Below are 13,695 nucleotides of genomic sequence, written 5' to 3'. Positions count from 1 at the left end.
AAAAGTAAAAAACGGACAAATTAAAATTGATGCTTCGTTATCCTTTGGCCGGTAAGGTTTATGACGTCCTTATGAAAATGGCTCAAATCATAATATCCATAATCTATCGGAACAAAGTTTTCTCTGTTATTTACAAATGCTGTTAATGCATTTCTGCCCCGCACAATTGAGAAATAATTTTTAGGCGGAGTGCCAATCACCCTGTTGAAATACCGATTGATAGTTTTAGAAGTAATAAACAGCCTCTCAGCAACTTTTGATGTATTCAACTGCATGCCAGTAGCCTGATATTCGCCAATGCTATCGTTAACAATTTTAACATAATGATCCTGGCTTACCTGTTTAATGAGCTTTTCTAACAAATATGATTCAACAATGATCACACGCTCTTCAAAGCTTATTGGCTGTTTTACTTTTTGAAGCAATTCCCAGCACAAAATTTGATTAAGGTTAATGAGCTTATCAATAACCGGAACTTGATTTAAACTTAAAACGGCTTCTAAACCGCCCGGATTAAATTTAACCGTGAATATATTATCGGCAGGTAGTTTATGCCTGGTAACATCCTCATTTCTCAATATTAAAACATCCTGCTGCTTCCCTACATAATACCTCGTATTCTTCAAATCAATATAATAAGGCGAACCAAGGTTGATATAAAAAGTAGGTGTCCAACTGGGGAACATTTTCACCGTTGAAAATTCATTTTTTACGTACTGTGCAGATAAATCTAAAACTGATTGTGAATAAAATTCGATATAGTTAGCCAACTCTTCGCAAGGTGCGCTAACCTGTATATTTTACGGATATTCTGAAATATCTCAACCATACCTATTGAGGTTAACTATATCTGTAAAAATAATTTTTTTAATTAAGATACAACGTATACAGCAAGGTGAAAGCCAGGCATATGCTATCCATAAAAAACAAAAATGGCCGTCACAAAGGCGCCTGCTGCAGCACGCTCTTTATGACAACCAGTTTAATAATAGCAATATTCGTATCTATGGCAAAAAGAACACCTCTTTCAAAGGCACACTCACTGGCGAATGATCGGCATTAGTATCCATGATATCGGCCATGTATAACCACCATTTTTTCATAATAGGGCTATCAGGCAAATGATCAAGGGCTTCCTGATCTTCAACTTCCATCACACCAAAAAGCCAATGCGTATCCTCATCTAAAAAAATAGAATAATTACTGATCCCCACATCTTTAAGCAAACTGCTCAATTCGGGCCAAATGGCATCATGCCGCGCCTTGTATTCGGCGGTTTGCCCTTCATGAAGCTTCATTTTAAACGCTACTCTTGCCATTGTAAATAGTATTAATATATGTCTGTTATCAAAAGAGCTTAAAGCAAAACGCCTAAAGCCCAAAGCCTCTTTTTTTGCCAATACGTGTAAAATAAGCTTTGAGCCTTTAGCTTTTGGCTTTAAGCTTATTTAAGGTTTTACTACGTCCAATATCGGTTTATCAATTCCGGATAACTGATCTTGCTCAGGTTTTAACAGCTCAAGCACCTCAACATCATTATATCCTTTTTTCAACCACTCAACCGGCAGGTATAAGGTTTGCTGCGGACCAATGCCCCAGTACCGGCCAAGGTTGTGGCCATTTACCCATACCACACCTTTTCCCCAGTTGCTCATATCAAGGTAAGTGTCACCCACTTTATCCAGCGTAAATCCACCTTTCCTTATAACCGGCGATTCTCCATTTTGCTTCGCAGCAGAGAATTTCACGGTGCTTAGATCATGAAACGGCAGCGAATACATTTTCCAATGCTGCACTTCTGTTCCGTTTAAAAGCACCTGTTGAGTGATCCCTTTTTTATTTTGCAAAAGATACTTACCAAAGTTGATGCGGCCAAGGTTTTCCACCAAAATATCAAGCGTTACTTTACCTGCCGGAAGTTTTAAATACAGGCTGTCCTGGTTAAGCCTGCGATCAAGCGTGCCCACTTTTTCACCATTGATCATGATCACTGCATAATCTCTCAGTTCTTTAAGTTTAAGCTGCCCGCCTTTGCTTCCGCTTAAAACTGTGCGGTATAACACAAAACCATAGTCCTGGTGCAGGTCTTCAAAAGTGAGCGGGGTAATATTTTCTTTAGCCGCCGGTAAGGTATTTAATAAACTTACCGATTGCGTTAGCTTAACAGCAGGAATAGTAATTACCGGCTTAGCTGCCGGTACGTCGGGCAATTGCATACCGGCAGGCAAATGCTTCCGGATCACTTGCCTGAACTGCATAAATTTCGGGGTAGCATTACCCGCCTCATCTAAGGGTGCATCATAATCATAGCTGCTCGTTTGCGGTTCATAAGGCGAGGTATCTTTAAAATTTGCGCCATTCATAAACGCACGGGTAGTACCACCATGAAACATGTACATGTTGATAGAGATACCCGCTGCCAGTACAGAATCAAGCCTACCGGCATAGCGTTCGGCAGGGATAGTGTGATGGGCAGTTCCCCACCAATCAAACCAGGCCGGATACCACTCGGCAATATAATACGGGCCCTTACCATCGTGATTTTCATTAATGATCTTTTTAACCTTTGCAGGATTATCAAGGCCGTTAACAGCAGGAAGTAATCCCGGCAAATGACCAGCTACCAAATCGGGGGCAGGATCGCAGGTGTATAGCAATCCGTCAAAACCGGCTTCTTTAAATAGTTTTTGGTTAATGCCCAAATACTCTTTATCGCTGCCGTACGATCCGTACTCATTTTCAATTTGTACCATCAGGATATTGCCACCATGATTTATCTGCAGCGGAGCTAATTGCTTGCCCACCTCTTTGATGTAGCTCTCATACTCCTTAAGATATTGAGCCTCTTTACTGCGTACTTCAAGACCTTTTTCATTCTGTAGCCAGTAAGGATATCCTCCAAACTCCCACTCGGCACAAACGTAAGGGCTTGGACGAAGGATCACCCACAGGCCTTCCTGCTGTGCTATACGTACAAACTCGGCCACATCGTTATTACCGGTAAAATCAAACTTGCCTTTTTGTGGCTCGTGAAGATTCCAGAACACATAAGTACCAATGGTATTTAAGCCCATTGCCTTCGCCATTTTAATGCGGGCGCGCCAGGCTTCGCGCGGTACTCGGGGATAATGCATTTCGCCTGAAATCATCTGGAAAGGTTTCCCATCCAGCAGGAAAGCTTCATCGCCCAGGGCAAACGTATGTTTGGGAGTTTGGCAAAAGCCTGCTATGCTGATGCCTAAAAATAATGTTAAAAAGGATATTGTAATTTTTTTCATCGTGATGCGCTATCGTTTCAGCGCTTCCGCGCTTTTTTGTTTGTAATAGTTTTGAAGAATATAAAACGCTTTCTTTTTGTTGCCTTTATCATCATAAATCCCCTTGCGGTTCCAGCCTTCCTGGTACAGCGGATTATTCCGTTTCGGCGACCGGAAATCGGCCATTACCCATGGTGACAGGCCGACGAAATTTGCAGGCATCCGCTTAAACATGGCTACCTGCTCTTTAAAATACCATTCCTGGTATTCTTCGCCGAAGCGGGTCAATGAGTCGGCATGAAAACCGGTTTTAGCTTCGGCCCCGGTTTCGCTGATAAATAAAGGTTTATTGTATGGCGTGCTCCAGTTTGTAGTACGGCATTTATCGGGCATGCCGCCATACCAGCCAAGGTATTCGTTAAAGGCAACAAGGTCAACAAACTCTCCCAACGGATCGTCTACTACATTCAAATCCTTACCCGAGCCATAGTTTACCTCCAGCGCAGCTGAAACCAAACGCGTATCATCCAACTGTTTAGCCTTGATAATGAGGTTATGCATAAAATCAGTACGGGTTGGGCTTACCGGCGTTTCGTTCCCAACCGACCAGATTATGATACTGGCACGGTTATGGTCGCGGGTAATCATTTCATTAAGCTGTGCTTTTGCCTTTTCAAGTACTGCTGCGTTGCCAAAGTCAATCGTCCAGTAAACCGGGATCTCCGACCAAACCATAATACCCAGCGAGTCGGCCAGGCGGGTTATCTTTTCATCATGGGGATAATGTGCCAGCCTTACCATATTGCAGCCCAGTTCATGCGCCTGATTTAACAATTGTTCCGCATCCTGCTGGCTGTAAGCCCTCCGTACATCCTGTGGTATTTCGCCATGGATACAGATCCCCCGTAAAAATACGGGCTTGCCGTTTAACAACAACTGCGGGCCATGAGCTTCAATCGTACGAAACCCGATCTTATCTTCTGTTTTATCAGCTCCGGTGCTGATAATAACTTTATACAGCTTAGGTATTTCCGGCGACCATAGCTGCACCTTTGGCAATTTAAAGCTCACCTGTGTAAGTACGCCTGTGGCAACAAACTGCTTACTAAACTTAAGTTCGGGTATTTGCACGGTGATATTTTGACCAGTTGGCGGAGTATCGCTCAATTTAACCCATCCGCTTACCTCCGGTTGTTTAGCGGGGACTGCACCATTAACAGGCTTTTTAAGCTGGATCACAAAATCGCGGATGTAAGTAGACGGTACTTCAACCAGTTTTACATCGCGGGTTATACCACCGTAGTTCCACCAGTCGGTATTAAGGGTAGGCACTTCATCGGCGTAGCGTTTATTATCAACCTTAACCACCAACAGGTTATCCTTTTCCTTAAGCAGCCCTGCAGGAATTTCAAAATTAAACGGCGTAAAGCCACCTTTGTGCATGCCCAGCTTTTTACCGTTCAGGTATACATCGGCCCTATAATTTACCGCACCAAAATAAAGGTACTGCCTGCCGCCATTGGCCGGTTTAACGTAGTCGAACGATTTTTTATACCAGATAGTTCCTTCGTAATAAGTAAACTCCGGCTTTTGATGGTTCCAGTCGCCGGGTACATCAATGCTATATTTATCGATATAGCCGTGCTCCTTTTTCTCAGTTTTATTAGCCGGGATGCCGCTGTTCCAATAGGCATCGCCATTTTTTTCGTTGATCTCCTTATACCGATAATCATAAAACCCGGTTTCGTACGGATCAACAATGTATTGCCATTTGCCGTTCAGATCAAGTGCTTTACGGCTTTGAATATTGGTAATGAGACTGTCCTGAGCAGTCGCCGTAACGGCAATGAACAGCAGACAGCACAAGCTTATAAAATTTCGCATATTATTTCTTAAATACGTCAAGGTTCCAATTATCTACCCAGTTTATTTCGATGTCATCACCTTTAAAGCTGATGGGCAGCCAGAGGTAACGGCCGTCAATGGCGTCTTTTGGAGCCCATTTATCGGCTATAAATATGAAGGCATCTTTTTTACCGGCAATAGGCAATACATGAGTACTTTGGCCACCATAAGTAATTTGACTATCCGGTCCCTGGCAGGGGTTGCCGTGGTAGGTCCATGGCCCCCAGATTGATTTTGCACTGAACCAACGGGCGGCGTTGGGTGCCCAACCTGTACAGCCCGAGCCTATCATGTAATAAATTCCGTTACGTTTAAATAATGCAGGAGCTTCAGTTTGGTGGCCTATATAGATACGGATAAACTTACCTGTATGCCCTGTATAATCGGGAGTTAGTTCGGCCAGGTCAAGGGTGTAGTTTTCTTCGGATGAAAAAACGTGGTAAGCCTTGCCATCGTCATCAACAAAAACGGTCATGTCGCGGGCCATCTGACCGCCGGGCAAATCGCGGCAAAAAAACTTATCGGTTTCGTGAGCCGGATTAATACAGTTTATTTTATCACCTTCGTGTGTAAGTGCCGGATAAAACGGCATCTGCCCCGGGTTGGGGCGATAGCTTTTAATAAACTTGTAGGGGCCGGTCACCTTATCGCTTACAGCAACCCCGGCGCGGGCAGCGCTGTAGCCTTTGCCTAATAGTTCCAGGTGAAACCACATTACATATTTCTTTGTCTTTTTGTTATAAACAACTTTGGGCCTTTCCAGGATGCAGCCTTTTGCTATATCATTTGTAGTATCGGGCGAAACGCTCAGAGAAATCCCCTCATCCTTCCAGTTGTATAAATCTTTTGACGAATAGCAATGAACCCCAACCATTGCCCGGTTGCCTGCATCGCCGGCAATTTTGTGTTCGCCAAACCAATAATAAACCCCATTATTATACAGAATGCCTCCCCCGTGGGCATTAATGTGCACCCCTTTATCATCTGGCCAGATTGCGCCCGGACTAAAACTGGTTAATTTGGTTTGCGCACGACCGAGGATACTTAGCAGCAAAAAGGCCGGCAATAAAAAACGATAGTATTTCATATAAAGATGTTGTATTATTTTCTGATATCGAGTGCATGATCTGCAGGTGCATCCTGGCCGCTCCAAATTTTAACAGCCGTCCATGGTTCGTCCGCATCGGCCCAAAACGGATCGGTTTCGGGTAAGCCTAAGGGTACAAAAACGGTAGCGCAGAAATACAGGCTGCCTGTTGTAATATAAAAATCGGCCAGGCCGGGCTGCTTGCCATATAAACCCATATTAAGCCAGCCATCGGCAGTAAAAGTTTGCGGTGCGCCAAGCGTTTTTTTGATCATAGCTGTTAGCGCGCATCTTACCTGTGCCGGTTTCAGGCTTGCAGGCAGTTGTTTTTTGTAGGCGATATTTGCCAGATGATGAAATGCGCCGCCGCGATAAACTATCGACCGTCCGATAGCCGGAAAGCTTCCATCAGCATTAATAAGGCGCTCAAGCACTTCGGCATAACGTTGGCCAACAGCCAGCTCACGCTGCTCCTCACGTAAATAAGTTTTCTTTTTAGCATTAACCTCTTCCAATATGGTGCTCAGATTGGGATGGATCACGATGCTATTATAATAATCGAGATGAAAACTCATTCCGTCCGAATACATACCATCGCCAACGTACCAGTGTTCGGTAAATTCGCGGATGCCAAATTCAACCCTTACCGGATCATAGCCCAAATCATATTTGCAAAAAAATGCCTCTATCATCCCCGAAAACAAAATCCAGTTGGAGTAAACAGGAACCGTTGCACGGGTAGTTTTCATTACTGCAACCACCTGCTTTTTGGTAGTTTCGTCAAGGTGCTCCCATAACCATGGGCTCCGTACCAACGCAAAAGCTACAAACGAAGCATCAACCAAGGGCTGGCCGCCATTCCACTGCAGGTAATCTTTAGCTTGTGGATTAACCGCGTTTGCAATAGCCTTTAAAGACCAGGCTCTGTATTGTTCGCGAAGTTTTACTTCAGCAGGATTACCTCCTTCCAGTTGTATCCAGGGCGCTATGCCGCACAGCGTGCGGCCAAATGCTTCCAGATAGCCCACTTTGGCACGGCTTTCCTTATTATCTACCCTGTCAGACAATTCCATCGGCATTTTTTCTTTAAGCTGATCGGTTGCAAGGTTGCTGATCACAGGCCGGGCTACCTTATCCATGTAGCTTAACCACAATTTCCTGTCGGACACCTGGGCGATATTCTTTTTGTTTTGGGCGGATACCAAAAACGGGGCACTTATCAATATGAAGTAAAATATGAGTTTTTTCATCCGGGCTATTTATTTTGTTTTATTATGCTCTTATTTAAGTTCTGAGTTGAAAGTCTTAAGTCGAAAGTTCTAAGTCTTGAGTCGTATTTTCCTTAAGACTTAGAACTTTCGACTTGAGACTTCTGACTTAAAACTTAAGACTTACAACTTCAAGGCTTCCATTCCAATACCTGTACTTTTGTAGGCGGTATACTGGCCTTACCTTCACCATCAACCTGCGTTACCTGTTGTATAAACAGGTTAAGGATCTTTTTATCTTTCCATAGCTCGGTATCATAAGTCGGTTCCCATTCCCCTACAGGTGCGGTTGCTAAATCGCTAACCTGCCAGTTTGAAGTTTTCAGGTCGGCATTCATCGCTACCGAAACTTTATCACCGCGTTCGGCATCCCTGAAAATTAGTGCTGCTGATTGTTTCCCGCCATTACTCCAGGCAATGATCTGCGGGCGCGAAATCGGAATCCGTTTGGTTCCTGTCCCGCCAAGACTAAATGCTGTTTTCCTGAAACCAAGATCAACCGAACTCCAATTATTTCCGGTTTTATAAACAATATGATATTGTGGGATGGTTGTACTGCTATCGCGCCAATAAGTGGCGATAAATGGATTACCCTTATCATCGGCAAACATGGATGTTTGATTGATGAGTGCGCTGTGCTGCGGTATTTTGCAGGCATATTCGGCATTTGCCGCATTAATTGGCAGCGTATATTTTTCGCCTGTTGATTTTTCCCAGCTCAGGCCACTATCATTTGAGCGGGCATAACCCATATCGTGGTTACTTGCTACATCAGGACTTTCGCGCCAAACCCATGAAATATGGATTGTCCCTTTTTTATCGATGCACATTTGCCAGTAGGCATTGCGTTTGCCCTCACCGTCAATAAGATTTTGCTGTATGTTGACCCATTTTTGAGTAGCTATGCTATACCTGTTCATGACCAGGTTTCCGTTACCCGAACCACCGTCCCGATAAACAAATAACAGATCGCCGCCCCGTAAACGATAAAATTCGGGATAGCTGACCTTGTTTTCGCCACCCCCCGTCATGCTTTGCGGATCTGATAAAATAAGGCTGCCGGGCTTAATGCTTTTAGCATAGTTTAAAGCCTGATTATGGTGCCCCCAGGCAACATGCAAATAACCGGCACCATCAACCATAATACTGATATCCTTATGGGCATCAGCAGCGTCGGCTTTGTATTGCGTTGTGGCAACCTTCCAGTTGGTTGAATTGCTTTTTCTTTTAGCCAACACCAGTACCTGTTCGTTATTATAATAGGCTGCATATTGTTCGCCCTTAAAGGTAACGAGCGAATTTTTACGGAATATAACCGTATTAACCGAGTTATTTGCCCATCCTAAGCCTATGGTACTGGCAGTTATCTTACCAGTTTGGGCCACTGCGCACACAGCGCCGTAAAGCAGGATACATAGTAAAAGTTGGTATTTTAAACAGTATAGCTTCATAAAAAGTAAAAGTAAGGGCAATTAATATCGCCCTTACTTTTTATTTGTGTTTTAATTAATAACCCGGGTTTTGCTCCAGCACCGCATCTTTATTCAACTGAATTTCAGACAGTGGGATAGGTAGCAGCAGATTCTTAGCTGCGAGCCCGGTTGTTGGGTGAACAGCATCGTTACTATTAAGCCGTGTGGCACGATCAACCAGTGTACCTGTTCGCATCAAGGTTTGGCGGCGGTTTTCCTCGCCTATCAATTCCCTGGCACGTTCATCAAGTATAAAATCAAGTGTCATTTGCGCGGCCGTTACCTGTGGTGCATTAGCCCGCGTCCTTAACACGTTAATAGAAGTGGCTGCATCAGCAGTTTTACCTTGTTTAAACTGTGCTTCGGCGAGCAGCAGGTAGGTTTCGCCCAAACGCATCATCATAAAATCTTTGATCATGGCATATCCAAAGGTATCGTTAGGGTCAAAGGCTCCCCATTTGGTTGTGCTTGGGCAAATCCTGAATAAAGTATCCGCACCGGCAAATGGTACGGGTTTTCCTAATAAAGCTGGGAACTTAGGATCATTGTAATAGTATTGTCTTTTAATGCTGTATTGTGAATTACGAAGATCGCCTTGAGGGTACAAGCCGTAAAGTACCCAGTTGCTTAACCTTAACCTGGCAATACTACGCCCCCCTAATGAGTCACAAGGTAACATTCCGGGAACTGCATAATAAGCAGCGCCCCATACCCGGCGTTGCTGGGCATTATCTACATTACCACCAACTACAACAGATGGATTTTCCTGCTCAAGTACCCAGATGGCTTCAGTGTTTCCCTGTGCTCTACGCTCATTGCCATATACAAACATATCTGAATAGTAATCGCCTGCGCCGGTTGCTCTTACACCATAACGGGCTTTGATAAGGCTAAATTTACCACTGCTGATAACCGCTTGTGCCTGTTGTTCGGCAAGGTCATTTTTACCCATACGCAGGTACGCTTCAGCTAATAGCTGCATGGCCATGTATTTATTAGCCCTGCCAACCGGTTTTCCCTGAGCATTTGTTTTCGAGTTACCTGCATTTAAATCAGACAAGTTAGTGCTTGCATAAGTAAGATCACTTACGATAAGCGCATTTAGCTCATCAAGTGATGCACGGGTAAAATTTGTTTTAGGAACAGTTAAAGCATGATCAGTAAGTGGCACTTTACCAAATAAGGTAACCAGGTTATTATAGGCATAGGCCCTGAAAAACTTAGCCTCTGCTTCTACCTGCTTTTTACCAATAGACCCCAATTTTGTATTTGATGGATTTTCGGCATTATCAATTATAATATTGGCATTATTGATCATTGCATAATATTTGCCCCAGATATAATTAGCGGCGCCATCCTGTGATGTTAACAGGCTGTAATTATAATAAGGCACCTCAATACCCTGCTGTTGGGCTGTAGCATTCGCCACATCGGTACCTACCTGCCATACACTTGGCCAGCCTTGCGCACCTGAATAGGTTAGGATACCGGTTTCAAGGTTGTATAACCCTATTGCCGATGCCTCCATACCCAATGAATCGGTAACAGTAAGGGGAGTATATGACGAGTATGGTTTTTCGTCGAGATATGATTTTTTGCAGGATGCAAACACTGTTAACACCCCTGCAAAGAGTAATATTGCTGAATAATTTTTCATGTCTTTTACGGGTTTGTTATTTTAAAGAAATATTAGCACCTAAAATAATTGTACGGGTTTGTGGATAATTATTTGTCCAATCGCCCGATCCGCGGGTCGAGTAATTGGCCTCAGGATCCCATCCTATCCAGTTTGTAAAAGTTTTCAGGTTTCTACCGCTTAAATAAAAGGTTAAACCGCTTATGCCCGCTTTATCAAGCAACCTTTGAGGAACCACATAACTAAAGGTCACATCTTTAATACGGGTGTAACTGGCATTACGCGGATAACCATAACCACGCGTGTTGGTATAAGTTAATGACTGAAAGTCGTTGCTATTATTAGTTGGTGTCCAGTAACCAACCGCGGCAGGCGTATTTCTTCTGCCCGATTCGTCGGCATAATTTAAATCGGCGTTATTTTTTAACATGCCCTGTGCAGTTTGTACGAAAATGCTTAGGTTGAAATTCTTATAATGAAACGTGTTGGTTAAACCGCCCGTCCATTTAGGGTCCTGCTGTCCCAATATTACCCTGTCACCATCGGCAGTAATTTTACCATCGCCGTTAATATCGGCAAATTTCAAATCGCCCGGCTTAGCAACGGGATCCTGCTTGGAAGGATCTTCGCCTGTTTGCCAAACACCGGTCATTTTATAATCATATATTACATTGATAGGTTTGCCAATAAACCATTTGTTGCCAATATCATCTTTGCCATCGCCATAAAGGGCAACAACTCTATTTTTATTAGCTGCAAACACAATAGTGCTTTCCCATCTAAAATCTTTGCCATCAATATTGCGGGTATTTAGCGTTACCTCGATACCTTTATTTGCTACCTTACCTATGTTATCAACAACCTGGTTGTAACCGGTAATGGTTGGTAGTGCACGGTTTAACAATAGCCCGGTTGTTCTTGAATCATAATATTCCACGGTACCGCTGATTCTGCTATTCAACACAGAAAAGTCGGCCGCGATATTAGCCTGATTAGTGCTCTCCCAGTGCAGGTTGCCATTACCAAGGTTGCTCGCTTGTATGCCTACGGTGCTTACTCCATTAAAAGGAAACCTTACAGTACCATCCGATGTAATGGTTCTGTAAACGCTTACAGCCTCGTTACCTGTTTTACCATATGATGCCCTAAGCTTTAAGCTATTGATCAGTTTGGAGTTTTTGAGAAAATCTTCATTACTTACATTCCAACCAATGGCTGCAACCGGGAACCAGCCATATTTGGAAGTATTGGCACCAAATACTGATGAACCGTCGCGCCTTACGGTCAGGGTTACCAGATATCTGCTGTCATATGAATAATTCAACCTGGCCATTTGCGAATTAAGCGCATATCTGTCTGAATAGCTCCCTGAAAAGCCATTTACACTTGCACCTGATACTGTTGCGCCAATACCAATCTGGTTAAATGACAGTTCGTCGTTTATATAACCAGTACCGGCTATTCCCGAAATGAAATATTTACGTTGTTGAGCACTGTATAAGCCGGTGAAATCGATCCGGTGCTTACCAAAATCGCGGGTATAAAGCAACAGGTTATCCAGCGTGTAGCTATTTGTTTCGGAACTTACCGCGGTTGCGGAACCTAAAGGCGTATTAGCTAAACGGCCGCTATAGCCGTCTACACGGGTAGGCAGGTAAGTATACCCAGCATTTAAGCGGTATTTTAAACCTTTGAGTACACCGCCAAATTTTACTTCGGCATAGCCGTTGCCGCTTATATTCACGCTTCGGTTTATCTGGTCGGTAGTTAAACCAAGCAGAGGATTAACATATAGCTGTTCGGGGGCCATTGGGTAAATGGCATAAGTGCCATCAGCATTATATATGTTACCATAGGGGCTCATGGCTGTAGCGTTGAGTAAGTTTGCCCTGCCGCCATCATAATTATTATTGGCGAAATACAAATTGGCGCCTACACTCAGATAGCTGGTTACGTTTACATCCAAGTTTGAACGTACGCTTGCACGGTTATACTGATAGCCTTTTATCACACCTTTTTGTTTTAGGTAATCGCCTGATAAAAAGTATTTAACATCAGGGGTACCGCCTGTTACACTCAGGTTGTGATCCTGCATAAAGCCTTGCTGGGTAACTTCTTTTACCCAATCAATAGTGCGGCCGGCAGCGTAGTTAGCCCTTTCAGAGTTATTATACACCGGCTCGGGAAATTGCTGGGTTAAGTGGTTTTGCGACTCATAATCAAGGAACTTCTGGGTAAATGAGGCCGGATCACGTGGTTCAAGTATATGCCCCAGATTTTCATAGCCGGCATATCCATTGTAACGAATTACAGGTTTACCAGTAGTACCACGTTTTGTAGTGATCAGGATAACGCCCTGCGAGCCGTTAGCACCATAAATAGCAACGGCGGAAGCATCTTTAAGGATCTCCATTGATGCAATATCGTTGGGGTTAATATCATTAAGTGATCCTCCACTTTTGGTAAGCGGGATACCATCAACTACCACGAAAGGGCCAGAAGCAGCCGAGATTGAGTTTTGCCCCCTAACTGTAACTGAAGGCTGGCGACCAGGAATTGATGATGATGTGGTTACAGTTACCCCGGCAACGGCACCCTCTACGGCCTGCAAAACGTTTGTAACAGGCAACTGCGACAAGCGAGACTTAGGTACCGTTGTAACCGAGCCCGTAACATCCGAACGTTTTTGCGTACCGTAACCAACCACCACTACTTCGTTAAGCTGCTTGTTACTATCATCAAGCACTACGTTTAGTGTGGTAGTATTTTTAGTAACCACAATGCTTTTAGTAACCATGCTTACGAAAGAAATCCTTAATGTGGAGCCTTCTGTTACCTCAATTTTAAAAGCGCCGTTGACATCTGTTGTGGTTGACTGGGTTGTGCCCTGAACGTTTACCGTTGCACCCGGCAACGCGTTACCTGTGGCATCTTTTACAACGCCTTTTACATTAATTTTTGTTTGCGCGCTTGCCAGCTGAGCAATGCCTGTGAGCATCATCATTAAAAGCAATACGGAAAAACTTTTTAAGAGAGTAAATCTATATTTCATAATTTAATTTGGTTTATA

The 13,695-nt window shown here is 43.7% G+C and carries 9 protein-coding genes; all 9 read right to left on the bottom strand.

The window, feature by feature from the left end; genetic code table 11:
* Nucleotides 1-20: 20 nt before the first annotated feature.
* Nucleotides 21-692 carry a helix-turn-helix domain-containing protein gene (locus ABIC84_RS23215; RefSeq protein WP_429265101.1) on the bottom strand — a complete coding sequence of 224 codons (672 nt, stop codon included), beginning with the start codon at nucleotides 690-692 and terminating at the stop codon, nucleotides 21-23.
* A 312-nt stretch (nucleotides 693-1,004) separates the two neighbouring features.
* Nucleotides 1,005-1,319, bottom strand: a complete 315-nt coding sequence (rhaM, locus tag ABIC84_RS23210) for an L-rhamnose mutarotase (RefSeq protein WP_413318232.1) — start codon at nucleotides 1,317-1,319, stop codon at nucleotides 1,005-1,007.
* A 129-nt stretch (nucleotides 1,320-1,448) separates the two neighbouring features.
* Nucleotides 1,449-3,278: a glycoside hydrolase family 35 protein gene (locus ABIC84_RS23205; RefSeq protein WP_429265100.1), complete on the bottom strand. Its 1,830-nt coding sequence runs from the start codon at nucleotides 3,276-3,278 to the stop codon at nucleotides 1,449-1,451.
* A 9-nt stretch (nucleotides 3,279-3,287) separates the two neighbouring features.
* Nucleotides 3,288-5,141 (bottom strand): glycoside hydrolase family 2 protein, encoded by a 1,854-nt coding sequence (locus tag ABIC84_RS23200; protein WP_429265099.1) that lies wholly within the window; start codon nucleotides 5,139-5,141, stop codon nucleotides 3,288-3,290.
* Nucleotide 5,142: 1 nt separating this feature from the next.
* Nucleotides 5,143-6,249, bottom strand: a complete 1,107-nt coding sequence (locus tag ABIC84_RS23195) for a glycoside hydrolase family 43 protein (RefSeq protein ID WP_429265098.1) — start codon at nucleotides 6,247-6,249, stop codon at nucleotides 5,143-5,145.
* 14 nt (nucleotides 6,250-6,263) lie between these two features.
* On the bottom strand, nucleotides 6,264-7,499 hold the full coding sequence (locus ABIC84_RS23190) for a DUF2264 domain-containing protein (RefSeq protein WP_429265097.1): 1,236 nt from the start codon (nucleotides 7,497-7,499) through the stop codon (nucleotides 6,264-6,266).
* Between the two features lie 149 nt (nucleotides 7,500-7,648).
* Nucleotides 7,649-8,968, bottom strand: coding sequence for a BNR repeat-containing protein (locus ABIC84_RS23185; RefSeq protein ID WP_429265096.1), 1,320 nt, complete (start codon nucleotides 8,966-8,968; stop codon nucleotides 7,649-7,651).
* Nucleotides 8,969-9,023: 55 nt separating this feature from the next.
* Nucleotides 9,024-10,646: a RagB/SusD family nutrient uptake outer membrane protein gene (locus ABIC84_RS23180; protein WP_429265095.1), complete on the bottom strand. Its 1,623-nt coding sequence runs from the start codon at nucleotides 10,644-10,646 to the stop codon at nucleotides 9,024-9,026.
* A gap of 16 nt (nucleotides 10,647-10,662) precedes the next feature.
* Nucleotides 10,663-13,677 carry a SusC/RagA family TonB-linked outer membrane protein gene (locus tag ABIC84_RS23175; RefSeq protein ID WP_429265094.1) on the bottom strand — a complete coding sequence of 1,005 codons (3,015 nt, stop codon included), beginning with the start codon at nucleotides 13,675-13,677 and terminating at the stop codon, nucleotides 10,663-10,665.
* Nucleotides 13,678-13,695: the final 18 nt, after the last annotated feature.

This window comes from Mucilaginibacter sp. 3215, from assembly GCF_050433785.1.
Lineage (GTDB): Bacteria > Bacteroidota > Bacteroidia > Sphingobacteriales > Sphingobacteriaceae > Mucilaginibacter.
The sequence above is the reverse complement of the archived record's forward strand: the minus strand, read 5'-3'. Positions and strand labels throughout refer to the sequence as shown.

Bases quoted from the DNA above. Each gene is read 5' to 3' on its own strand.
- ABIC84_RS23185 (WP_429265096.1), bottom strand. From the start codon at position 8,968: ATGAAGCTATACTGTTTAAAATACCAACTTTTACTATGTATCCTGCTT.
- ABIC84_RS23190 (WP_429265097.1), bottom strand. From the start codon at position 7,499: ATGAAAAAACTCATATTTTACTTCATATTGATAAGTGCCCCGTTTTTG.
- ABIC84_RS23175 (WP_429265094.1), bottom strand. From the start codon at position 13,677: ATGAAATATAGATTTACTCTCTTAAAAAGTTTTTCCGTATTGCTTTTA.
- ABIC84_RS23195 (WP_429265098.1), bottom strand. From the start codon at position 6,249: ATGAAATACTATCGTTTTTTATTGCCGGCCTTTTTGCTGCTAAGTATC.
- ABIC84_RS23205 (WP_429265100.1), bottom strand. From the start codon at position 3,278: ATGAAAAAAATTACAATATCCTTTTTAACATTATTTTTAGGCATCAGC.
- rhaM (WP_413318232.1), bottom strand. From the start codon at position 1,319: ATGGCAAGAGTAGCGTTTAAAATGAAGCTTCATGAAGGGCAAACCGCC.
- ABIC84_RS23180 (WP_429265095.1), bottom strand. From the start codon at position 10,646: ATGAAAAATTATTCAGCAATATTACTCTTTGCAGGGGTGTTAACAGTG.
- ABIC84_RS23200 (WP_429265099.1), bottom strand. From the start codon at position 5,141: ATGCGAAATTTTATAAGCTTGTGCTGTCTGCTGTTCATTGCCGTTACG.